Source organism: Pseudomonas sp. SH10-3B, from assembly GCF_019891415.1.
Lineage (GTDB): Bacteria > Pseudomonadota > Gammaproteobacteria > Pseudomonadales > Pseudomonadaceae > Aquipseudomonas.
Map to the genome: position 1 here is coordinate 101,234 of NZ_JAFLXD010000005.1, position 21,547 is coordinate 122,780.

The following is a 21,547-nucleotide window of genomic DNA, read 5'->3' on the forward strand; positions in this document are numbered from 1 at the left end:
TTAGCGCTCCGTGGTCTTGCGGATTTCTTTTTCGTCCATCCATTCAGCCAGGCCGCTCTCGACGTCGATCAGCTGCAGGCTGAACTTGTAGAACACGTCCTTGTAGTCCGAGCTGCGCTTGACGATGGAGCTGATGGAGCCTTCCAGGCGGTACTTGGCCGCGACCATGTTGCCGGTCTTGCTGACGGTGGACTTCTTGTACAAGCCGCTCTGGTTTTGCAGCTTGAGCTGGTCGACCTGGCTCTGCATGTCGGTGTTGTCGCTGGCGAAGCGGGCGGTGCCAGTCTTCATCAGCTGGGTCTTGATCGACGTGGTGATCTCGCGGGTGTCGATGTACTCGCTGGTCTTGTTCTTCACGTCATACACCTGCACCACCGGGCGGCCTTGCAGGATGCCGGACTGGGCCAGGGAGCGGGTCATGCTTTCGGCGATCATCTGCAGGTCGGTGGAGCCGAACTCGTTGGTCACCAACTCCACGGCCTTGGTGTCGCCGTAGCTGATGTTTTTACCGCCCAGTACCGGGGAGGTGTTCGCGCAACCGCTGGCCAGGACGGCCACCACGGCGAGAATCGAGAAGCGTGCAAGCATGGGGAAATCTCTCAGCAGCAAAAAGGATGAACGGCTCAAGGGGTTTTGACTTCAAGGCGGAAGTCCGCAGCCTGGGGCAAGTTGGCAATCGCCGGCAGGAAAGTCGCCTGGTTGGCGTACAGGTTCAGCACTTTCCAGGTCTCTTCATCGCCCACCGGGAATCCGTCGGCGCCCAGCCAGGCGAAGCGGTAATACATCATCTGGTTACTGCTGGTGATGTTGCTCAGTTGCACCTTGGCGGTGAGGAAGCCGTTCTCGCGGGCCACACGAATGGCACCCACGGCGATGCCCTTGAACTTGCCCATCACCACGATCTTGCTCGCGGCGCTGCCAGGCTCCGGCGGCGGTGGGGTGGCGCAGCCGGCGAGCAGGACCAGCGCCAGGGCGCCGAGGATGAAGTGACGCATAGCGTGCTCCTTAAGGTTGTTTGAGGGTGGCAATGGCCTGGGGCGGATAGCTCTGCACCACATGGGCGGCCAGACCGCCGGCGAACACCTGGTTGCCGACCACGCGCAGGGTGATCACCTGGTAGCGTTGATCGGCCTTGACCGTCACCAGCGTGCCGCCCAAGGCGTTGGGCAGGCTGACCTGGTGGTCGCCGTGCTTGAGGCGCAGGCGCGTGACCTGGGTCATGTCCGGCAGGGTGCGCCAGGTGCGGGTGTCGGCGCCTTCAGTCACGGCCGAGGCGATCCCCAGTACCAGGCCTGCCATGGGGTTGGTCTTGTTCAGGTTGTTCTGCGCCACACCACGGCTTACCGCGCGCACGGTGGTGCGCAGGATGATTCCTGGCATGTCGTCACGCAGGGCGCGGCGGGACATGGCCGTGGTGCTGTTGAGCGCAGTGAGGTTCTGTTGCTGGCCGTCGACACCGATCTGGGCGAAGGTCGCCGTGGAGGTGTCGGCCTTGATCACCGGGAACGACAGCGGGGTGATCACCAGGTTGCCATTGATCGGGATCGGCAGTGGCAGGCGGATCGAGTCGCGGGCGGGCGCAAGGCCACTCTGCACCACGATCAGCACGTCGGTTTCATCGGCGCCGACCTTGGATTTTTCCAGGTCGAGCAGCGCTTTTTCCAGCAATGGCGTGTTAGGACGCAGCTCAATGGCCTTGCGATAACCGGGGGCGGCCAGGTCTTTTTCGCCCAGGGCTTCGTAGACGAAGCCCGCCAGGTAATGGCTGAACGCACTCTGGTAGCTGTTTTTCAGGCCGACCACTTCCGGCGCGTCGAGGGCTTGCACCGGGTAGCCTTGCAGGTCCTTGATCTGGGTGGTCACGCCTTGGCGCTCGGCTTCGTCTTCGCGCTTGAGGTATTCCTTGTCGCGCAGGTCGGCGATCACCGCTTCGCGTTCGTGGGTCTTCTTGATTTCGGTACGGGCGCCGTCGAAGTCATTCAGGGCCAGCAGGTTCAGGGCCATCTGTGTGGTCAGCATGACTTTTTCGTAGTCATACCCTTCGTAGCGACGCACCTTGTCGTTGGCCAGGAAGCTGCCGAATTGGGACAGGTACTTTGCGCTGTCGAACTTGACCGACTCTTCCCACTTGTAGACTTGCAGGTCGGCGCTGCGCCAGGCGGTCTGGCTGCCGGTCAGGTCGCCCTTGGCCCGCAACAACTCACCCTTTTCGAAGAAATACAGCAGGTCTTTGTCTTCGCCGGTGTTGTTCTTTTCCAGCAGGGTCAAGGCGGCGTCGACATTGCCGCTGGCCAGCTGCTGGTTGGTGGCTTGCAGCTCGGTGTCGTAGCTGCGGAACATCGAGCAGCCGGACAGTAAGGTGACCGCCGTGAGCGCAAGCGGAGTTAAGGCGCGAAAAGCCATGTAACTTCTTCCCTGAAAGTGGTCGATCGACGTGGTAATTCCTCATAAAAACGAGAAACTAAATTCCCTTTCGCACTAACAGGGCGCGGCATTATAAGCACCGTTACTGGCAAAACAATGGCTTTTTGCTTTGATTGAGTTGACGTGGATGCCACTACTGCGCCGCTGAAATTTCCCGCCCTCGCAAACGACAAATCACTAACGCCTTGAGTCAAACCCTTTAAGGCTTAACAATGTGTTACTTCGTATTTCCACTTGAGATTCATTCATGATTGCCCCTTTCCGTTTTCTCGCCTGGCTGCTGTTGCCGGCATTGATGTCGTGCAGCGTCAATCTGTTGGCCGCGACTGCCGAGGGCGCCCCACAAGCCCTGCATTTGCTGGACTACATTGGCGCTGACTACCCACCGACGGTGGCGGCGGGCAAGGTTGTGGATGATGGGGAATACCGCGAGCAGGTGGAGTTTCTCGGGGTGTTGCAGGGGTTGGTGGCTGATTTACCGCAAAAGCCCGAGCGTGCGGAGCTGGTGAAGGGCGTCGACGAGCTGCTGGCGGCGGTTACCGCTCACGCAGACGGCGCCGGCGTTGCTCGCCAGGCCCGGCAACTGGGTGCCAAGCTGGCGGTCGCGTATGAAGTCAGCCAAGCCCCGGCCATCACGCCCGACCCAACGCGCGGCGCACCGCTGTACGCCCAGCATTGCTCGGTGTGCCACGGCACTGTCGGTGCCGGCGATGGCCCGGCCGGCGTGGGGATGACCCCGCCGCCGGCCAACTTGACGGATGCTGCGCGCCTGGATCGCCTGAGCCTCTACGCGATCTACAACACCCTGGGCCTGGGCGTCGAAGGCACCGATATGCCGTCCTTTGCCGACCAACTGGATGACCGCCAGCGCTGGGACCTGGCCACCTACATCGCCGGCTTCACCGCCGACCCGGCTGCGGCCAAGAGTGAACAGCCTTTCAACCTCGCCGACCTGGCCCGCCAGACGCCCAATGAAGTACTGGCCGCAAACGGCCCGGCAGCTGCCGCAACCTTCCGCGCCCAGCGTGCGCAACCGCCGCAGGTCAAGCGTGGCCCGGCGCAGCTGCTCGATTACACCGCGACCACCCTGGACAAAAGCCTCGCGGCGTTCCGTAACGGAGACCACGAACAAGCCTATGACTTGTCGGTAGCGGCCTACCTGGAAGGCTTCGAGCTGGTGGAAAGCTCACTGGATAACGTCGACGCCAACGTGCGCAAGGACACCGAGAAGGCGTTGATGGCTTATCGGCAGTCATTGCAGGACGGCCTGCCGATCGAGCAGGTGCAGCAACGCTTGGACGTGGCCAAGGGCAAGCTCACCGAATCCGCAGGCTTGCTGGGCAGCGATGGCCTGAGCTGGTCGTTGAGCTACATCTCCGGCCTGCTGATCCTGCTGCGCGAAGGCCTGGAAGCGATCCTGGTGCTGGCAGCGATCCTCGCGTTCCTGCGCAACACCGGCCAGCAATCGGCGGTGCGCAGCGTCAACGTCGGCTGGGGCCTGGCGCTATTGGCCGGCTTGGCCACCTGGGCGTTGGCGGCGTATGTGATTGACGTCAGCGGCGCCCAGCGCGAACTGCTCGAAGGCTGCACGGCGCTGTTCGCCAGCGTAATGGTGCTGTGGCTGGGTGTGTGGATGCACGACCGTCGCCATGCCGCGGCGTGGCAGGATTACATCAAGAGCAGCCTGGTGGGCGGCGGTGGGCGTTTCGGTTTTGCGATATTGGCGTTCTTCTCGGTCTACCGCGAGCTGTTCGAAGTGATCCTGTTCTACGAAACCCTGTGGCTGCAAGCCGGCCCGGCCGGGCACAACGCGGTGCTGGCGGGTGGTGCCACGGCGTTGGTGCTGCTGGTGGGCCTGGCCTGGGTGATCCTGCGCGGTTCGGCGAAACTGCCGCTGGCGCTGTTTTTCGGCATCAATGCGGCGCTGCTGTGTGCGCTGTCGGTGGTGTTTGCTGGTCATGGCGTCAAGGCGTTGCAGGAAGCCGGTATCTTCGGCACGCGGCCGGTGGCGTTCTTTGACTTCGACTGGCTGGGCATCCATGCCGATGCGTATTCGTTGAGTGCACAGGCCGTGGCGATCCTGGCGATTGTGGTGCTGTATGGCCGCAGTCGTCTGGCCGAAAAACGCCGTGTGGCGGCCTGACCATGCGGGTATGGATCGACGCCGACGCCTGCCCTCGGGCCGCCAAGGATCAGGTGGTGAAGTTTGCCCTCAAGCGCCAGTTTGAGGTCTTGCTGGTGGCCGGGCAGAGCCAGATCAAGCCGAGCTTCTCGTGTGTGAAGTTGATCGTGGTGCCCAGCGGCCCGGACGCAGCGGATGACTACCTGGTGGAACATGCAGTGCCCGGTGAATTGGTGATCTGCAGCGATGTGCCCCTGGCCGACCGGCTGGTGAAGAAGGGTGTCACTGCCCTCGACCCGCGTGGCAAGGAATTCAGCCCCGCGAACATGAGCGAGCGATTGGCGGTGCGTAACCTCTTCACCGATCTGCGTGAGCAAGGCCAGATGGGCGGTGGTCCACCGCCCCATGGGGAAAAGGACAAGCAGGCGTTTGCCAATGCGTTGGACCGGATCCTCACCCGTTTGATGAAGCCCGTGTAGGCGCGGGCTTCAGTCGTTCTCGTGAGTCAGTTCCAGCACCCGATCCACCAGCTTGTTGATACCGGAAGCCACCTCGCTGATGCTTTTACCGAGCATATAGGCCGGGGTGCTTACCAGTTTGCGGGCCTTGTCTTCTACGATGTCTTCAACCGTGCATTCCTGGTGGGTGGCGCCCATCTTGTCGAGGGCGGCGGCGGTATCGGTGTCGTTGCCGATGGTGCAGGTCACGCCCGGGCCGTAGATCTTCGCGGCCAGAGCCGGCGAAATGCAGATCAGGCCCACCGGCTTGCCAGCTTCGGCAAAGGCTTCAGCCAACGCCAGTACCTGCGGATTGACGCTGCAAGCAGCGCCCTCCAGCGCAAAGTCCGATAGGTTCTTCGCCGCACCAAACCCGCCGGGCACGATCAACGCATCGAAGTCTTCTGCATTCGCCTCGGCAATGTCCTGCACGGCGCCTCGGGCAATCCGCGCCGACTCCACCAGTACATTGCGCGACTCGGGCATTTCCTCGCCGGTGAGGTGGTTGATCACGTGCAACTGCGCAATGTTCGGTGCAAAGCATTGGACCTGAGCGCCGCGCTGATCCAGGCGCAGCAGGGTGATCACGCTTTCGTGGACTTCTGCGCCGTCGTACACGCCACAGCCGGAAAGGATCACTGCAATTTTTTTGCTCATGGGCATTTCTCCTGGGGTCTTGGCGTTAAATGTCTACTAATTTGTAACCTGTTGCCAATGGGATCTCACGCCGCTGCACCTAATCTTGATGTAACAAAAATAGACCGGACCAGACCATGGACTTCGTGCCTTACGCGGTACCGTTTTTCATTGCCTTGATTGTGGTGGAGCTGCTCGCGGACCGCTGGCGTGGTCAGCGCAACTACCGCGTGGCAGATGCCATCAACAGCCTCAGCACCGGCGTGCTGTCCACCACCACTGGCTTGTTGACCAAGGGCGTGGGGCTTTTGACCTATGCGTTCGCCCTCAAGCACCTGGCGTTGATCGAGCTGCCTGCCCAGAGTGTCTGGACCTGGGTGTTCGCATTTGTGTTCTACGACTTCTGTTATTACTGGCTCCACCGGATGGGGCACGAGCGCAACATCCTCTGGGCCGCGCATTCGGTGCATCACCAGAGCGAGGACTACAACCTCAGCACCGCCCTGCGCCAGACCAGCACCGGCTTCCTGCTGAGCTGGATTTTCTACCTGCCCCTGGCCGTGCTTGGCGTGCCGCTGGTGGTGTTTATCAGCGTGGCGTCCCTCAACCTGCTGTATCAATTCTGGGTGCATACCCGGCACGTGCCCAAGCTTGGCTGGTTCGAGTGGTTTTTCGTCACGCCATCCAATCATCGGGCCCACCATGCACAGAATGCTCTCTACATGGATCGCAACTACGGCGGGGTGTTCATTCTTTGGGACCGGCTGTTCGGTACCTTCCAGGAAGAAGACGACAACGAACCGGTGATTTTCGGCGTGACCACACCCTTGGCCAGCTGGAACCCGCTGTGGGCCAACCTGCAGTTTTATGCACAGCTTTGGAGTGATGCACGGCGTACCGAGAGTCGGTGGGACAAGCTGCGCATCTGGTTTATGCGCACCGGTTGGCGCCCGGCGGACGTGAAGGCCAAGTATCCATTGGCCAAGCCCGACTTGAGCCAGTTCCGCAAATTCGAAGTGCCGCTGGACACGCGCCAACAGGTCTATATCGCCCTGCAGTTCGCGGCGTATGTGGGGTTTGGCAGCTACTTGATGAATTTCGGCGAGGGGCTGCCCAGTGCAGCGCTGATTGTCGGCTGGAGTGCGATGGCGCTTGGGTTGTTTACCCTCGGCGTGGCCCTGGAGAATCGCCCATGGGCCTTAAAGGCCGAGCTGATGTGCCTGGCGCTGAATGTGCCGTTGGTGTGGCTGGCGCCGCTGGTCGGGCTGTGGCCGGCCAGCAACCTGGCCTGGCTGGGGCTGGCGAGCTACAGCCTGCTCAGCGGGATTGGCCTCTACTGCTGCAGAGGCCGGCTTACTCGACTGGTGTCTTAGGGGGTTCTGCCGGGGCCGGCTCGGCGGCTGCGAGCCGTGCCTTGGCATCGGCACAGGCCTGGCGGGCGATGCGTGCGTTCTTGAAGCGGCGGCGCAGCCACAGGCCAAAGCCCAGCAACAGCAAGGCGCCCAGTACCCACAGCTCGTATTTCTTGACGCTGCCAAGCATGCCTTCCAGCACCGCGCCAAAGTGATAAGCCGCAGCCCCCAACGCGGCAGCCCAGATCGCGGCGCCGATACCGTTGAGGATCAGGTAGCGCATCGGTGGGTAACCGGAAAGACCAATGGCCACCGGCATCACCGTGCGCAATCCGTAGACGAAGCGGAAGCTCAGCACCCAGATATCCGGGTGCTTGCGGATGTGCTCCAGGGCCTTGTCGCCCATCAATTGCCAGCGCGGCTTGCGCGCCAACAGTTTGCGGCCGTGCTTGCGCCCCATGTAGTACCAAAGCTGGTCGCCGGCGTAGCTGCCAAAGAAGGCAACGACCACCACCAGGTTGATATCCATGTATCCACGGAACGCCAGGAAGCCTGCGAGAACCAGGATGGTTTCGCCTTCGAAGAACGTGCCTAGGAAGAGGGCAAAGTAGCCGAAGTCATGCAGAAATTGTTGAAGCATGGTCTGGGTGCTGGCGAAATGAACGCGCAGCCTACGCCTTCATGAACATTCGTGAAAGTATCGAGATGTGTCACGAAGTGAACAATTCCTACATAAACGACGAATGCGGCTACAGGTCGCGTCGATAAGCACAACTGTCATACCTTCGTCATAATGCCCGCTTATAACTGCAACGCTCGCCCGTAAACCCGGGCTCAGGAGTCTGTCGTGAGCTTTACCCCTGCCAATCGCCTGTTCCCTGCTACTCGCCTGCGCCGTAATCGCCGTGATGATTTTTCTCGCCGCCTGGTTCGTGAAAACGTACTGACGACGAATGATCTGATCCTGCCGGTGTTTGTGCTCGACGGCGAAAATCGTCGGGAAGCGGTGGCATCTATGCCAGGTGTAGAGCGCTTGACCGTTGATCTGCTGCTTGAAGAAGCCGCTGGTTGGGTCGAGTTGGGGATTCCGGCGTTGGCGTTGTTTCCGGTCACGCCGTCTGAACTCAAGTCCCTTGACGCTGCCGAAGCCTGGAACCCGAATGGGATCGCCCAGCGCGCCACCCGCGCCCTGCGCGAGCGTTTCCCGGAGCTGGGGGTGATCACCGATGTGGCGCTGGACCCGTTCACCACCCACGGTCAGGATGGCATTCTGGACGAAGACGGCTATGTTCAGAACGACATTACCGTCGATGCGTTGGTCAAACAGGCTTTGTCCCACGCGGCGGCAGGCGCCCAGGTGGTTGCGCCGTCGGACATGATGGATGGCCGTATCCAGGCGATTCGCGAAGCCCTGGAGCTGGCAGGCCACGTCAATGTGCGGATCATGGCCTACTCGGCCAAGTACGCCAGCGCCTACTACGGGCCGTTCCGCGATGCGGTGGGCTCGGCGCTGAACCTGGGCAAGGCCAACAAGGCTTCGTACCAGATGGACCCGGCCAACAGCCATGAAGCGCTGCACGAAGTGGCCGCCGACCTGGCCGAAGGCGCCGACATGGTGATGGTCAAGCCCGGGATGCCGTACCTGGACATCCTTTACCGGGTCAAAGAGGAATTCAAAGTGCCGACCTTTGTGTATCAGGTCAGTGGCGAATACGCCATGCACATGGCTGCAATACAAAATGGCTGGTTGAGTGAAGGGGTGATCCTTGAATCCTTGACGGCCTTTAAACGTGCCGGGGCTGATGGCATCCTGACCTATTTCGCCGCCCGCGCCGCCCAATTGCTTAGAGAGCAACAATAGCCCTCACAGGAACACTCGATGAATACCGAAGGACTCTCCGAAGTTGCCGTAAAAGACGCTCACCCGGTGGTGGAACAAGTCACCGAGACGCCCCCGGAACATGAGCCGGCCCCGCCTGCCGTGGTAGCCGAAGCGCCAACCCCGGCCCCGGTGGCCGCGGTGGTGACCAACCTGGATGACAGCAGCCTGTACATCCACCGTGAGCTGTCACAACTGCAATTCAACATCCGCGTGCTTGAACAGGCGCTGGATGAGTCCTACCCGTTGCTGGAACGCCTGAAATTCCTGCTGATTTTCTCCAGCAACCTGGACGAGTTCTTCGAGATCCGTGTCGCCGGCCTCAAGAAACAGATCACCTTCGCCCGTGAACAAGCCGGCGCCGACGGCCTGCAGCCGCACCAGGCCCTGGCGCGCATCAGCGAGCTGGTGCATGGTCATGTGGACCGCCAATACGCGATCCTCAACGACATCCTGCTGCCGGAACTGGAAAAACATCAGGTCCGCTTCATTCGTCGCCGCCACTGGACCACCAAGATCAAAACCTGGGTGCGCCGGTACTTCCGTGACGAGATTTCACCGATCATCACCCCCATCGGCCTCGACCCGACGCACCCGTTCCCATTGCTGGTGAACAAGAGCCTCAACTTTATCGTCGAGCTGGAAGGCATCGATGCCTTCGGCCGCGATTCGGGCCTGGCGATCATCCCGGCACCGCGTCTGCTGCCACGGATCATCAAGGTACCGGAAGAGGTGGGGGGCGCTGGCGACAACTATGTATTCCTGTCGTCAATGATCCACGCTCACGCCGATGACCTGTTCCAAGGCATGAAGGTCAAGGGCTGCTACCAGTTCCGCCTGACCCGTAACGCCGACCTGGCGCTGGACTCCGAAGACGTCGAAGACTTGGCCCGTGCCCTGCGCGGCGAGCTGTTCTCGCGGCGCTACGGCGATGCGGTGCGCCTGGAAGTGGCCGATACCTGCCCGAAACATCTGTCGGACTACCTGCTCAAGCAGTTCAACCTGGCCGAATCCGAGCTGTACCAGGTCAACGGCCCGGTGAACCTCACACGCCTGTTCAGCATCACTGGCCTGGACAGTCATCCGGAACTGCAATACACGCCGTTCACCCCGCAGATCCCGAAACTGCTGCAAAACAGCGAGAACATCTTCAGCGTGGTGAGCAAGCAGGACATCCTCCTGCTGCACCCGTTCGAGTCCTTCACTCCGGTGGTCGACCTGCTGCGCCAGGCCGCCAAGGACCCGCATGTATTGGCCGTACGCCAGACCCTGTACCGCAGCGGCGCCAACTCGGAAATCGTCGATGCCCTGGTAGACGCCGCGCGTAACGGCAAGGAAGTCACGGCGGTGATTGAGTTGCGGGCGCGCTTTGACGAAGAGTCGAACCTGCAACTGGCCAGCCGTCTGCAAGCGGCCGGTGCGGTCGTGATCTACGGCGTGGTCGGCTTCAAGACCCACGCCAAGATGATGCTGATCCTGCGCCGCGAAGCCGGTGAAATCGTGCGCTACGCCCACCTCGGTACTGGCAACTACCACGCCGGCAACGCCAAGCTCTACACCGACTACAGCCTGCTGACCTCCGACGATGCCTTGTGCGAAGACGTCGGCAAGTTGTTCAGCCAGTTGATCGGCATGGGCAAGACCTTGCGCATGAAGAAGCTGCTGCACGCGCCGTTCACCCTCAAGAAGGGCATGCTCGACATGATTGCCCGCGAGACCCAGTTCGCCCTCGACGGCAAGCCGGCGCACATCATCGCCAAGTTCAACTCGCTGACCGATCCGAAGATCATCCGCGCGCTGTACAAGGCCAGCCAGTCCGGTGTGCGCATCGACCTGGTGGTGCGTGGCATGTGCTGCCTGCGTCCGGGCATTGTCGGTGTGTCGCATAACATCCATGTGCGCTCGATCATCGGCCGCTTCCTGGAGCACACCCGGGTGTTCTACTTCCTCAATGGGGGCGAAGAGCAGATGTTCCTCTCCAGCGCCGACTGGATGGAGCGCAACCTCGATAAGCGCGTGGAGACCTGCTTCCCGGTGGAAGGCAAGAAGCTGATCATGCGGGTCAAGAAGGAGCTGGAAAGCTACCTCACCGACAACACCCACAGCTGGAGCCTGCAGTCGGATGGCCGCTACGTGCGTAACACGCCGACCGGCAACCAGAACCCGCGCAGCGCCCAGGCGACGTTGCTGGAGAAGTTGGGTAGCCCGATTCTGTCGGTGAACTAACAGACAACACGCTCTGAAAATGTGGGAGGGGGCTTGCTCCCGATGGCGGTGGTTCAGTCAAAGTATTCGCGACTGACACACCGTAATCGGGGGCAAGCCCCCTCCCACATTTGTTTTGCAGTGTTCTTTAGATCGGGTCAGCGCAGGTTCAGGCTGAACCCCACCCGTGTCAGCCACTCCGCTTCCTGGGCGAAGTCCGCCTGGGTCAGTTGGTTCTCATCCAGCCAGCCTTTCGGGAACACCACATCCAGGCTGTCGCCGTTGGCGCGCAGTGTCACCTGGGGCATTTCCTGGGTGCCACGGATATGGTGGAACAGGATCGCAAAGCGCAGCAGCACGCACAGGCGGATCAGCTTGATGCCTTCATCGCCGAACTCGGCAAACTTGTCCTTGGGGATATTGCGACGATGGCCGCGCACCAGCAGCGCGAGCATCTGCTGGTCTTCCCGGGAGAAGCCGGCCAGGTCGGAGTGCTCGATCAGGTAGGCGCCGTGCTTGTGATAATGGTAGTGGGCGATATCCAGGCCCACTTCATGCACCTTGGCGGCCCAGCCCAGCAGTTCGCGCCATACGCCATCTTCCAGGTCCCAGTCCTCGGCCACCTGATCGAAGGCATGCAGGGCTTTGCGCTCCACACGGGCGGCCTGCTCAAGGTCGACGTGATAACGCTCCATCAGCGAGCTGAGCGTGCGCTCACGCACGTCCTCGTGGTGATGGCGACCGAGCAGGTCATACAGCACGCCTTCGCGCAGGGCGCCGTCACAGTGGTCCATGCGTTGCAGTTCGAGGGCGTCGAAGATCGCCTCAAGAATCGCCAGGCCGGCCGGGAAGATGGTGCGGCGGTCGGGCTTGATGCCGTCGAAGTCGATCTTTTCGGCATCCCCCAGCTTGAACAGCTTGCGTTTGAGCCACGCCAGGCCTTCGGCGTTGACCTCACCGGTGCCATGGCCGCCGGCTTTCAACGCCAGGCCGATGGCACGGATGGTGCCGGACGAGCCGATGGCTTCATCCCAGGTCAGGCGGTGCAGGGCGTGCTCGATACTCATGATCTCCAGCCGCGCTGCGGTGTAGGCCTGGGCATAGCGCGCCGTAGTGATCTTGCCGTCCTTGAAATAGCGTTGGGTATAGCTGACACAGCCCATCTGCAGGCTTTCACGCAGCAGCGGCTCAAAGCGCTGGCCGATGATGAACTCGGTACTGCCGCCACCGATATCCGCCACCAGGCGCTTGCCGGGGGTATCGGCCAGGGTGTGGGACACGCCGAGATAGATCAGGCGTGCTTCTTCACGGCCGGAGATGACTTCTACAGGGTGTCCGAGGATCTCTTCGGCGCGGCGGATGAATTCGCCACGGTTGCGGGCTTCGCGCAAGGCGTTGGTGCCGACGATTCGCACGGCGCCCAGGGGCATGCCGTTGATCAGTTGGGCAAAACGCTTGAGGCAATCGAGCCCGCGCTGCATGGATTCTTCATTGAGCTGGCGCTCATCGTCGATCCCGGCAGCCAGTTGCACTTTCTCTCCGAGCCGCTCAAGGATGCGGATTTCGCCGTTCTGGGCCTTGGCCACGACCATGTGAAAGCTGTTGGAGCCCAGGTCGATGGCGGCGATCAGGGACAGATTCTTGGCTTGGAATTGCGGCATGGTTAGGGGGTCTCGGTCGATAACCTTGCCATCGTGCCACGATCGACCGCTGACGCCAACGCGTAGCGCCAGAGGATTTCCAATCAGCGCCTCGCGGGTAATCGTCGAGGCGGGTTGTAGGAAATGTTTGTGACAGTTGTATTACAAGAGCGACCCATGCGTAGTCTTTGTTTTTAGAAACCTCTGTTTGCCGGAGGAGTAACTAATTCCTACGCGGTTTTTTATTAGTCCTCCTGATTGTTATTTCAATTCGTACAGTAATTGTGCCGGTGTGGGAGGGCGGCTGCCGATTGCTCTTACGATGATTGAGATTTCTCCTGTTTTACTGAAGGGGCGAAATGTTAATACTTTGGCTCGGCAATTGTGCCGTGGTGGTATTTGTTTATAGGTCGGGATCTCGGGTGGCGCTATGTTTTGAACGCCCGGAGTCTGTTTTTGCGGTTTTTGAAAGTTTAGCTGCGCACCTGTAAATGATTTCTGAGAGTGAGGTGATTGACAGATGATAAATAAAAGTACTCTGTTGGTGGGGATGATTCTTGCAGTTTCTGGCCTGAGTGCCCAAGCTGCGGATTTACGTGTCAAGGGCTCTATTGCCCCGGCCAGTTGTAGTTTTTCCATCACTCATTCGACCATTGATTATGGGCGAATCAATCCTGGTTCGTTGAGCGATACAAACTACACCAAGTTGGAAAAAAAAGGCACACCGTTTACTGTCAATTGCTCAGCGCCGATGATGGTTGGCATCAAGACGCTGGACAATCGTGCTTCCAGCAAAGTGCCTGGCATGATGCAGACCATGTATAACAAGACCTATCACGATGGGTTCAATTACGGGCTGGGTACTACGGCTAAAGGTGAAAACATCGGCGGTTATGTTGTTTTCATGGAAAATAACGTTGCCGATGGAAAAGCAGTTCTTCTTGCGCGATCCTTCAATAATGGCGGGGCGTGGCACTACACAGATCAAGTCCTGGGGCAACCGCCGGAGTTGGGCAGTTGGCGTTCAGGGTCCGCGTATACGCCTATAAGGTTGAAAGTTGTCTCGGGCAACCTGAGGGTGCAGCCAGTTATTAACAAGACCTCTGCGTTGACGATGAACAGCGAAATACGCCTGGATGGTCATACTACGCTGGAATTGGTCTATCTCTAAGAAACCTATCTGCGGTGTTCGCTGCAGTGAATCGACGCCATTGACGGCCTTGGGCATGTTTCCCTTGTGGCTGCGTTTTGAAAATCAATCGATCAAGGAAGATAAGTTGTTGGGCGTCATTGATGACGTTGAATGAGGGCTCGGTGGGTGATTAAAAAGAAAGTTTTTTTATTAATGGGGCTGTTTTTTGGCGTTGCTGGTATGAACGCCCACGCAGCTGATGTACGCGTTAAAGGCACTATTGCTCCTGCAAGTTGCAGCTTTACGATAACCAATTCGGTGTTTGACTACGGCATGATTCGGCCGAGCTCGCTGAGCGCCACCCATTACACCAGGCTGGATAAGAAAAGTACGCCTTTCATAGTCAGGTGTGACGCACCTACCTTGGTAAGCATCAGGACTCAGGACAATCGAGCAAGCAGTAAAGTGCCTGGGATGATGCAGAGTGCATTTAACGCAACCTATGTCGACGCCTTCAACTATGGCCTGGGTACTTCGTCCAAAGGTGAGAAGGTGGGCGGTTACGTCATGTTCATGGCGAATACCATTGCTGACGGCAAGTCTGTCAGGGTTAATGGGTCTAACAATAACGGTGCTACCTGGAGTTTCGGCGACGGAGCCCTGGCACAACCCCCGCATTTGACAAGTTGGGCCTCTGGCACCGCCACGCCGATTAGGTTGTCCGTTGTTTCTGGAAACCTGCAAGTTCAAGGCGTCATCAATAAGACCTCCGCTTTCTCCATCGGTGAAGGCCTCAGTCTGGATGGGCATGCCACATTAGAGTTGCGCTACTTGTAAACAAGGCTGGGTCGGCGAGCGCAGGTTGAAACTTCGACTGTTTGAAGTTTTAACCTGTGTTGGCTGTTTTGCTGTGCTCGAAGTAAAGGACAGAACGAATGGGTATCTTCTCGAAGTCAACGTTTTTTTCTGCGTTATGCGTGTGCTTTAGCTTTCTTTTATGCGGTGCAGCGCACGCCGATGGCATGGAGCCTGAAACCACTGTCATCGTGCTGAATGAAGCGGATGGTGAGGTCAGCATTAACGTCAAAAACACTGACGCCAAGCCTGCGCTGCTCCATGCGGCAATTGAAGATGTGCCTGAAGATCTTGAGCCGCTGGTGATTGTTACTCCGCCTGTTTCTCGGGTGGATGCTGGCGAATTACAAATGGTGAGGTTTCTGGCGGTCGGCAAGGAACCGCTCAAGACCCAGCGTTTGAAACGTGTGACCTTCGAGGGTATTCCACAAACCCAACCTGGGTCGGGGGCGACGATCGGTATCAGCCTGCGACAAAACCTGCCATTGATTCTCCACCCCAAAGGCCTGCCCCAGCACAATGCGCCTTGGGAGTTGCTGACCTGGAGTCTCCAGGGCAAAACCTTGAGCGTGCGTAACGACAGTCCCTATGTCGTTCGTCTGGCGGCTGAGGTGCAACTGAACCCGCAAAAAGCCAAAGCCTATCTTTCACGCACCTATGTCCTGCCGGGGGAGGTGCTGAGCACCGAGTTTTCGAGCCCCAGCCCTGATGCCACATCAGTCACCATCGCGCCTGCCACGGTCTATGGATTTACCGTAGATAACTACGATGCCCTGCTCGTAGCCAACACGCCGTGACTGCGTATGAGAAAAATAAACGAGGTCAACGGCGCAGTTCGTAACAACCGACGTAACGCGAAAAAGACCGAAGCGTCCTTTACGTTCCACCGAGTCAGTTTCTCTGTCTGCGTCGCAGTGTTCTCGGGCGTCGCTGGGCCTGTGTATGCCGGGCCTGGGGCGTCTACCCTGGGGTTCGATCTGGCGATCTTGGCGCATCGCGGGCTTGATCCATCGGTTGCCCGCTATTTTCAGAATGCACCCCGCTTCAGTGAAGGCGTTCGGGTCGTCGATCTGAGCGTTAATGGCGAGCGTATTGGATTGACCGATGCGCGGTTCAACCATGAGGGGGAGCTGTGCTTTACCCGTGGGTTGTTGGACCAAGCAGGCCTGCGTGTACCCGCCTCGGTGATAGACAAACAGGTTGCCGCTGATCAGGCCTGCCATGACTTTCTTGCCGAGTTTCCCAGCACGGTATTGAACCTGCGTCCAGGCAGCGAAGAAGTGTCGCTCGTGGTTCCAACCCAAGCGATGCGTGAGCCGCAACGAGGTACTGGGCATTTCGCCCGAGGAGGCACGGCCGGCCTGCTCAACTATGACTTGCAAGGGATCAACAGCCATTCGCGAGAGGCCAGGGGCCGTTTTCTGTCGGCGTCGACGGAGGTCGGATTCAACCTCGGCGATTGGATTGCCCGCAGCCGTCAGCTCTATATCTCTACCGATGGTCGCTCACAGACAGAGCATTTGTACGCTTATGCGCAACGAGACATTGCGTCGTTGGCGTCTACGTTTCAGGTGGGTCAGATATCGGGTAGCAGTTCGGTATTTGGTGGTGTGCAACTGACCGGTTTTCAGCTGTCTCCGGACGGTGTCGAAGGCGGTGGCGGCAGCAATGGCGTGGTGGTCGAAGGTCAGGCCCTGAGCCAATCGCGCGTAGAGGTGCGTCAGTCGGGGGCACTGATCTACACCACCGTCGTGCCGGAAGGGCCATTTGCGCTGAGCAACCTGCCGCTGCTCAACGGCACGAGCGACCTTGAAGTCCGGGTTATCGAAACCCGTGGCGGGCAGCGTAGCTTCGTCGTGCCAGCCGCTTCTTTTCGCGGTGCGGTGCCGGTGAAATCAGGGTATACCGCAGCCGTCGGCAAGGTTCGGGATGTGGACCGCAGCGGTGCCGATGAACCGCTGCTGGCCATGGGTACCGGGACCTGGGCCCTCACTGCCGATACCGCCCTCAGTTCGGGTGTTCAGCTGACCGATCATTACCATTCGGTGGGGTTGGCACTGGACAGTCATTTCGCCCAGCGATTCTCTGTTGGCCTGCGTAACAACGTTTCGCAGGACAGCAAGAACAACGTGCGGGGTGTGGGTAACAGCGTCTCCTTGGGCAGCGCCTTGCCGGGTGACGTGCACTTGACGTTGAGCGCTACGACCCAGACACCCGGTTATCGCGATGTGCTCGATACCTTGCGCAATGAGAGGGGCGACGGAACGGACTCGCGTTTCAAGCACCAATACACGGCGGGGTTGAACTGGGCGAACCCACAGTTTGGCGGATTCGCGGTCGGATACACCCGTGCTGCACATTTCAACAATCGCACCTCCCAGCATGTCCACGCCTCCTGGAACAAGCCTTTCAAGTACGCCAATGTCGGTGTGAGCGTGGATTCGCAGCTGGGCGCTTCCGGCGAAAACAAGGATGACAACGATGGGGTCGGCATTCGATTGCAGGTCAGTGCTCCGTTGGGGAGCGATCGCTCGCTGACTTCCACCGCCAGGCGCCAGGGAAGTCGATCGAGTATCGGTACAGCTTTCAGTGAGCGCGTCGACGACACGCTCAATTATGAACTGCGTGCCGACAGCGACCTGGGCGCGGCCGCCCGGCATGCGCTGGGCGGTACGCTCAACACGACGTCCCGTTATGCCCAACTGGGCCTGGGCGTTAACCGGGACTCGAGCAACACCAGCTATAGCGGGCAGTTGCAGGGCGCGATTGTGGCTCATGAGCGTGGGCTGACGCTCTCACCGTACAGGGTCGAGGACACGTTTGGGGTCGTGTCGGTTGGCGATGTTTCAGGCGCGCGCATCACCACGCCCCAGGGGCCTGTATGGACTGATCGCTGGGGCATGGCGGTGATCCCCGGTTTGCCTGCCTATCAGGCCAGTCTGGTCGAGGTGGAAGGCAAATCCCTGCCACGCCAGATCGATATCAAGAACGGCATCAAAAGCCTGGAGGCTGGGCGAGGCTCGTTCAGCACGGTCGACTTTGACGTGGTGAAGGTCCGACGGGTGCTGTTGCGTGCCGTTGACCCTGGTGGCCAACCGTTGGCCAAAGGCGCTTCGGTGCTGGCCGCAGACAATACCTTCCTGACCACAGTCGTCGGAGACGGCCTGATTTTCCTCAACAGCATCGATGCGCCACAAGCCCTGACCGTGTCATCGCCGAACGCGACGTCCTGCAAACTGCAACTCGACCTGTCGGAACAAAACGATGAGGGCCAACTTTATGAAAGCACAGTGGCGATCTGCAGCTAGCGGTGCCCTGGCGCCGGGAGCGCTTGGGGTTCTGGTAAGCCTGTTGGCGGTTTTTGAGGCCTCGGCCTCCGAGTGCCGCCTCTCAGTGAGCCAGCCACACATTGATTACGGGCTTCTGCGCCCCGCTACAACGCCCGAGCCGCGCGGGATTTTCCTGGGTAAACGCATGGTGCGTCTGAACGTGGTGTGCTCAGAGGCTACGGTGATTGCCGTGCGTTTTCTGGGACTGCCGGCCGACGCCCAGGGTTTCAGGTTCGGCCGGGAGGGGCGGTTTGACCTGACGCTGCAGCAGCCACTGCTGGATGGCCAGGCGATAGAGTTGGCACCGCTGCACAACCGCGCCGAGCGCAGTGGTCAGCTGCGGCCGGACCAGGCGCTGGTGGCGCTGAAGGCTGGACAGCCTGTCAGGGGGCGGGTTTTTTCTGCACAGGTGCAGGTTGACACCTTTCTATCGAACCCCGCGCCCTCAGTACGCGATAAAACGTTGCTGGAGGGTAGCGGGCGTTTTGAATGGGTGCCGGGTGGTTGAGCGATCAGGCGTGGGCTTCGGTCGTGCCGATGAAGTTCGCCAGTTCGGCGGTCTGCGGGTTGGCAAACAGTACCTTTGGATCACCGACTTCATGCACCTTGCCCTGGTGCATGAACACCAGCTTGTCGCCGACTTCCCGGGCAAAGCGCATTTCGTGGGTGACCATGATCAAGGTCATGCCGTCCTTGGCCAATTGGCGGACCACGCTGAGCACTTCATTGACCAGCTCCGGGTCCAGGGCCGAAGTGATTTCATCGCACAGCAGTACCTTGGGTGACATCGCCAGCGCACGGGCAATGGCAACGCGTTGCTGCTGGCCACCTGAGAGGCGATCGGGAAAGGCGTCGAACTTCTCGCCCAGGCCAACACGCTCCAGCATCTGCCGCGCCAATTGCGCCGCCTTGGCCTTAGGCACTTTTTGCACGACCTGCGGTGCGAGCATGACGTTTTCGCCGACGGTCAGGTGCGGGAACAGGTTGAATTGCTGGAACACCATGCCGACCTTCTGCCGCAGGCTGCGCAGGTCGGCGCGGGCGGCATCGAGGTATTCGCCATCGACCTCGATCACGCCGTCGTTGATGGATTCCAGGCCATTGAGGGTCCGCAGCAAGGTGGACTTGCCCGAGCCGCTGCGGCCGATGATTGCCACCACCTGGCCTTCTTCAACGGTCAGGTCGATGCCCTTGAGGACGTGGTGATCGCCGTAATACTTATGCAGGGCGGAAATTCTAAGCAGAGGCATGCAGTCTCCTTTCCAGGTAGCGCGCACTGAGGGACAAGGGGTAGCAGAGCAGGAAGTAACCGAGGGCCACCAGGCCGTAGACCATAAAGGGCTCGAAGGTGGCGTTGGCGAGCATGCCGCCGGTCTTGGTCAGTTCGGTGAAGCCGATGATCGAGGTCACGGCGGTGCCTTTGACCACCTGCACCGAGAAACCCACGGTGGGTGCCACGGCGATGCGCAGGGCTTGGGGCAGGATCACGTAGCGCAGTTGTTCAAGGGGGTTCAACGCCAGGCTGGCCGACGCTTCCCACTGCCCGTGGGCAATGGAGTCGACACAACCGCGCCAGATTTCGGCGAGGTAGGCGCTGGTAAACAACGTCAAGGCAATCGCCGCTGCCAGCCAGGGTGAAATATCCACCCCCAGCAGGGCGATGCCGAAGAACACCAGGAACAGCTGCATCAGCAGCGGCGTGCCCTGGAACAGCTCGATATAGGTACGCGCAAGATTGCGCGCGAATGCCTTGCTGCTGATGCGCAGGGTCATCACCAGCAAGCCGATCAGGCCGCCGCCGACAAACGCCACCAGCGACAGCAACAGCGTCCACTGCAGGCCCGTGAGCAGGTTGCGCACGATGTCCCAGAAGGAAAAATCACTCATCGGCTGTTCCTCATCACAAAGCGGCGGCCGATCCAGTTGAGCAACTGGCGAATCATCAACGCCATGCACAGGTACACCAGGGTGGTCAGGGCATAGGTTTCAAACGCACGGAAATTGCGCGACTGGATAAAGTTGGCGGCGAAGCTCAGTTCCTCGGTGGCGATCTGTGAACACACCGCCGAACCGAGCATCACGATGATGATCTGGCTGCTCAGGGCCGGCCACACCTTGCCCAGTGCCGGCAGCAGCACCACATGGCGGAACGCTTCGAAACGCGTCATCGCCAACGCGGCGGCGGCCTCCAGTTGTCCGCGTGGGATGGCCTGGATGCCGGCGCGGATGATCTCCGTGGAGTAGGCCCCCAGATTGATCACCATCGCCAGGATCGCCGCCTGCCACTCAGTGATTTTCAATCCCAGTGACGGCAGGCCGAAAAAAATGAAGAACAACTGCACGAGGAACGGCGTGTTGCGGATCAACTCGACATAGACGCCGAAGAACCAGGCAAATGGCTGGATTTTCCACGCCCGCACCACCGCGCCGACGGTGCCCAGGGCCACCCCCAGGATCGCACCGATGGCCGTCAGCTCAAGGGTGAACAACGCGCCGCGCAACAGCAGATCGGTATTGGCCAGCACCGGCACAAAGTCAAATTGATACGCCATGAGTCAGCTCCGTCGTCTCAAAGATCGGCGGGCAGCGGCTCTTTCAGCCATTGCATCGCGTTCTTTTCCAGGCTGCCGTCAGCTTTGGCCGCGACCAGGATCTGGTTGACCTTCTCCAGCAGCGCCGGCTCGTTCTTGTTCACGCCCACGTAGACCGGCGAGTCCTTGAGTTTCACTTTCAGTGCCGGCACGCGTTTCGGGTTGCGTTCGCTGATCGCCACCATCACCACGTTGCCGCTGGCGATCAGGTCGACCTGGCCGGCCAGGTAGGCAGCGATGGTGGAGTTGTTGTCTTCGAAGCGCTTGATGGTGGCTTCCTTGGGCGCTACGGCGGTCAGCTCGATGTCCTCGATGGCGCCACGGGTCACGCTGATGGTCTTGCCCTTGAGGTCGTCGGTGCTGCTGATGGCGGCGTCAGGCGGGCCGAATACGGCCAGGTAGAACGGTGCGTAGGCCTTGGAGAAATCGATGACCTTTTCGCGCTCGGGGTTCTTGCCCAGGCTGGAGATCACCAGGTCGACCTTGCCGGTGGTGAGGAAGGGGATGCGGTTGGTGCTGTTGACCGGGGTCAGCTCCAGCTTGACCTTGAGCTGGTCGGCCAGCAGCTTGGCGGTGTCGATGTCCAGGCCGCGGGGCTTCATGTCGGGGCCGACCGAGCCAAACGGCGGGAAGTCCTGGGGCACAGCGACCTTGAGGGTGCCACGGGCGACGATATCGTCCAGACCGTTGGCCTGGGCGGGTGCCTGGCTCAGCATCAGGCTGGCAAACACGGCAGTGAGCAGGGCGCTGTAGCGCTTGGTCATGGCAACTCTCCGAAAAGGGCGAAGGAATTTTCTGGATTTGCTCAGTGCATAGCCCATGCCAGTACGGCTTGGATGGTCTGCGGGGCCGGAGTTTGTTGAGCTGTAGTGGTCTTACTGGTCT

General features: G+C 60.0%; 20 protein-coding genes. 10 read left to right on the forward strand and 10 right to left on the reverse strand.

What is annotated here, in order from left to right; translation table 11 throughout:
- The 3 genes from lpoB to J1G35_RS05895 are packed head-to-tail and all read right to left on the reverse strand — an operon-like array spanning window position 1 to window position 2,403.
- Window positions 1–588: a penicillin-binding protein activator LpoB gene (gene lpoB / locus J1G35_RS05885; protein WP_053127752.1), complete on the reverse strand. Its 588-nt coding sequence runs from the start codon at window positions 586–588 to the stop codon at window positions 1–3.
- Between the two features lie 35 nt (window positions 589–623).
- Window positions 624–995, reverse strand: coding sequence for a YcfL family protein (locus tag J1G35_RS05890; protein WP_008439304.1), 372 nt, complete (start codon window positions 993–995; stop codon window positions 624–626).
- A gap of 10 nt (window positions 996–1,005) precedes the next feature.
- Complete coding sequence (locus J1G35_RS05895; RefSeq protein WP_223014041.1) at window positions 1,006–2,403, reverse strand: hypothetical protein; 1,398 nt, start codon at window positions 2,401–2,403, stop codon at window positions 1,006–1,008.
- Window positions 2,404–2,671: 268 nt separating this feature from the next.
- Here J1G35_RS05895 and J1G35_RS05900 point away from each other — a divergent pair, with 268 nt between their 5' ends.
- Together J1G35_RS05900 and J1G35_RS05905 are read left to right on the forward strand one after the other, a co-directional pair.
- Window positions 2,672–4,567 carry a cytochrome c/FTR1 family iron permease gene (locus J1G35_RS05900; RefSeq protein WP_053127756.1) on the forward strand — a complete coding sequence of 632 codons (1,896 nt, stop codon included), beginning with the start codon at window positions 2,672–2,674 and terminating at the stop codon, window positions 4,565–4,567.
- 2 nt (window positions 4,568–4,569) lie between these two features.
- On the forward strand, window positions 4,570–5,025 hold the full coding sequence (locus J1G35_RS05905) for a YaiI/YqxD family protein (protein WP_223014042.1): 456 nt from the start codon (window positions 4,570–4,572) through the stop codon (window positions 5,023–5,025).
- Between the two features lie 9 nt (window positions 5,026–5,034).
- Here the strand turns inward: J1G35_RS05905 and elbB are convergent, their stop codons facing one another.
- Window positions 5,035–5,700 (reverse strand): isoprenoid biosynthesis glyoxalase ElbB, encoded by a 666-nt coding sequence (gene elbB / locus J1G35_RS05910; protein WP_053127760.1) that lies wholly within the window; start codon window positions 5,698–5,700, stop codon window positions 5,035–5,037.
- Window positions 5,701–5,816: 116 nt separating this feature from the next.
- Here elbB and J1G35_RS05915 point away from each other — a divergent pair, with 116 nt between their 5' ends.
- Window positions 5,817–7,052, forward strand: coding sequence for a sterol desaturase family protein (locus tag J1G35_RS05915; protein WP_223014045.1), 1,236 nt, complete (start codon window positions 5,817–5,819; stop codon window positions 7,050–7,052).
- Here J1G35_RS05915 and J1G35_RS05920 read toward each other — a convergent pair.
- Window positions 7,033–7,671 (reverse strand): DedA family protein, encoded by a 639-nt coding sequence (locus J1G35_RS05920; RefSeq protein WP_223014046.1) that lies wholly within the window; start codon window positions 7,669–7,671, stop codon window positions 7,033–7,035. The two genes, J1G35_RS05915 and J1G35_RS05920, sit on opposite strands and share 20 nt — an antisense overlap.
- A 207-nt stretch (window positions 7,672–7,878) precedes the next feature.
- On the opposite strand from J1G35_RS05920, the gene hemB reads away from it, so the two are divergent.
- The gene (hemB, locus tag J1G35_RS05925) at window positions 7,879–8,892 is read left to right on the forward strand and encodes a porphobilinogen synthase (protein WP_053127766.1); all 1,014 of its coding nucleotides are present in this window, start codon (window positions 7,879–7,881) and stop codon (window positions 8,890–8,892) included.
- 18 nt (window positions 8,893–8,910) lie between these two features.
- Window positions 8,911–11,136, forward strand: a complete 2,226-nt coding sequence (ppk1, locus tag J1G35_RS05930; RefSeq protein WP_053127768.1) for a polyphosphate kinase 1 — start codon at window positions 8,911–8,913, stop codon at window positions 11,134–11,136.
- A gap of 137 nt (window positions 11,137–11,273) precedes the next feature.
- Here the strand turns inward: ppk1 and ppx are convergent, their stop codons facing one another.
- Window positions 11,274–12,776, reverse strand: coding sequence for an exopolyphosphatase (gene ppx / locus J1G35_RS05935; protein WP_223014047.1), 1,503 nt, complete (start codon window positions 12,774–12,776; stop codon window positions 11,274–11,276).
- Between the two features lie 499 nt (window positions 12,777–13,275).
- On the opposite strand from ppx, the gene J1G35_RS05940 reads away from it, so the two are divergent.
- The 5 genes from J1G35_RS05940 to J1G35_RS05960 all read left to right on the forward strand — a co-directional run bounded on the left by J1G35_RS05940 (window position 13,276) and on the right by J1G35_RS05960 (window position 18,579).
- Window positions 13,276–13,926, forward strand: a complete 651-nt coding sequence (locus tag J1G35_RS05940; protein ID WP_082340885.1) for a DUF1120 domain-containing protein — start codon at window positions 13,276–13,278, stop codon at window positions 13,924–13,926.
- Between the two features lie 147 nt (window positions 13,927–14,073).
- Entirely contained in the window at window positions 14,074–14,724 is a 651-nt protein-coding gene (locus J1G35_RS05945; RefSeq protein WP_223014049.1) for a DUF1120 domain-containing protein, read from the forward strand.
- A gap of 98 nt (window positions 14,725–14,822) precedes the next feature.
- Window positions 14,823–15,539, forward strand: coding sequence for a fimbria/pilus chaperone family protein (locus J1G35_RS05950; protein WP_223014050.1), 717 nt, complete (start codon window positions 14,823–14,825; stop codon window positions 15,537–15,539).
- 6 nt (window positions 15,540–15,545) lie between these two features.
- The gene (locus J1G35_RS05955) at window positions 15,546–18,050 is read left to right on the forward strand and encodes a fimbria/pilus outer membrane usher protein (protein ID WP_223014052.1); all 2,505 of its coding nucleotides are present in this window, start codon (window positions 15,546–15,548) and stop codon (window positions 18,048–18,050) included.
- A gap of 166 nt (window positions 18,051–18,216) precedes the next feature.
- Window positions 18,217–18,579: a hypothetical protein gene (locus J1G35_RS05960; RefSeq protein ID WP_156338055.1), complete on the forward strand. Its 363-nt coding sequence runs from the start codon at window positions 18,217–18,219 to the stop codon at window positions 18,577–18,579.
- Window positions 18,580–18,583: 4 nt separating this feature from the next.
- Here the strand turns inward: J1G35_RS05960 and J1G35_RS05965 are convergent, their stop codons facing one another.
- Genes J1G35_RS05965 through J1G35_RS05980 form a run of 4 tightly spaced genes read right to left on the reverse strand, consistent with a single transcriptional unit; the run spans window position 18,584 to window position 21,426 of the window.
- Window positions 18,584–19,321 (reverse strand): amino acid ABC transporter ATP-binding protein, encoded by a 738-nt coding sequence (locus J1G35_RS05965; protein ID WP_027608358.1) that lies wholly within the window; start codon window positions 19,319–19,321, stop codon window positions 18,584–18,586.
- Window positions 19,308–19,958, reverse strand: coding sequence for an amino acid ABC transporter permease (locus J1G35_RS05970; RefSeq protein WP_223014055.1), 651 nt, complete (start codon window positions 19,956–19,958; stop codon window positions 19,308–19,310). The genes J1G35_RS05965 and J1G35_RS05970 overlap by 14 nt, the downstream gene beginning before the upstream one ends.
- Window positions 19,955–20,623 (reverse strand): amino acid ABC transporter permease, encoded by a 669-nt coding sequence (locus tag J1G35_RS05975; RefSeq protein WP_053127786.1) that lies wholly within the window; start codon window positions 20,621–20,623, stop codon window positions 19,955–19,957. Before J1G35_RS05975 ends, J1G35_RS05970 begins: the two co-directional genes overlap by 4 nt.
- A 17-nt stretch (window positions 20,624–20,640) precedes the next feature.
- The gene (locus J1G35_RS05980) at window positions 20,641–21,426 is read right to left on the reverse strand and encodes a transporter substrate-binding domain-containing protein (protein WP_223014057.1); all 786 of its coding nucleotides are present in this window, start codon (window positions 21,424–21,426) and stop codon (window positions 20,641–20,643) included.
- Window positions 21,427–21,547 lie beyond the last annotated feature (121 nt).

Bases quoted from the DNA above. Each gene is read 5' to 3' on its own strand.
- J1G35_RS05920 (WP_223014046.1), bottom strand. From the start codon at position 7,671: ATGCTTCAACAATTTCTGCATGACTTCGGCTACTTTGCCCTCTTCCTA.
- J1G35_RS05970 (WP_223014055.1), bottom strand. From the start codon at position 19,958: ATGAGTGATTTTTCCTTCTGGGACATCGTGCGCAACCTGCTCACGGGC.
- J1G35_RS05960 (WP_156338055.1), top strand. From the start codon at position 18,217: ATGGTGCGTCTGAACGTGGTGTGCTCAGAGGCTACGGTGATTGCCGTG.
- J1G35_RS05915 (WP_223014045.1), top strand. From the start codon at position 5,817: ATGGACTTCGTGCCTTACGCGGTACCGTTTTTCATTGCCTTGATTGTG.
- J1G35_RS05975 (WP_053127786.1), bottom strand. From the start codon at position 20,623: ATGGCGTATCAATTTGACTTTGTGCCGGTGCTGGCCAATACCGATCTG.
- J1G35_RS05955 (WP_223014052.1), top strand. From the start codon at position 15,546: ATGAGAAAAATAAACGAGGTCAACGGCGCAGTTCGTAACAACCGACGT.
- J1G35_RS05950 (WP_223014050.1), top strand. From the start codon at position 14,823: ATGGGTATCTTCTCGAAGTCAACGTTTTTTTCTGCGTTATGCGTGTGC.
- lpoB (WP_053127752.1), bottom strand. From the start codon at position 588: ATGCTTGCACGCTTCTCGATTCTCGCCGTGGTGGCCGTCCTGGCCAGC.
- J1G35_RS05890 (WP_008439304.1), bottom strand. From the start codon at position 995: ATGCGTCACTTCATCCTCGGCGCCCTGGCGCTGGTCCTGCTCGCCGGC.
- J1G35_RS05905 (WP_223014042.1), top strand. From the start codon at position 4,570: ATGCGGGTATGGATCGACGCCGACGCCTGCCCTCGGGCCGCCAAGGAT.
- J1G35_RS05900 (WP_053127756.1), top strand. From the start codon at position 2,672: ATGATTGCCCCTTTCCGTTTTCTCGCCTGGCTGCTGTTGCCGGCATTG.
- elbB (WP_053127760.1), bottom strand. From the start codon at position 5,700: ATGAGCAAAAAAATTGCAGTGATCCTTTCCGGCTGTGGCGTGTACGAC.
- J1G35_RS05965 (WP_027608358.1), bottom strand. From the start codon at position 19,321: ATGCCTCTGCTTAGAATTTCCGCCCTGCATAAGTATTACGGCGATCAC.
- ppk1 (WP_053127768.1), top strand. From the start codon at position 8,911: ATGAATACCGAAGGACTCTCCGAAGTTGCCGTAAAAGACGCTCACCCG.
- J1G35_RS05895 (WP_223014041.1), bottom strand. From the start codon at position 2,403: ATGGCTTTTCGCGCCTTAACTCCGCTTGCGCTCACGGCGGTCACCTTA.
- J1G35_RS05940 (WP_082340885.1), top strand. From the start codon at position 13,276: ATGATAAATAAAAGTACTCTGTTGGTGGGGATGATTCTTGCAGTTTCT.
- ppx (WP_223014047.1), bottom strand. From the start codon at position 12,776: ATGCCGCAATTCCAAGCCAAGAATCTGTCCCTGATCGCCGCCATCGAC.
- J1G35_RS05980 (WP_223014057.1), bottom strand. From the start codon at position 21,426: ATGACCAAGCGCTACAGCGCCCTGCTCACTGCCGTGTTTGCCAGCCTG.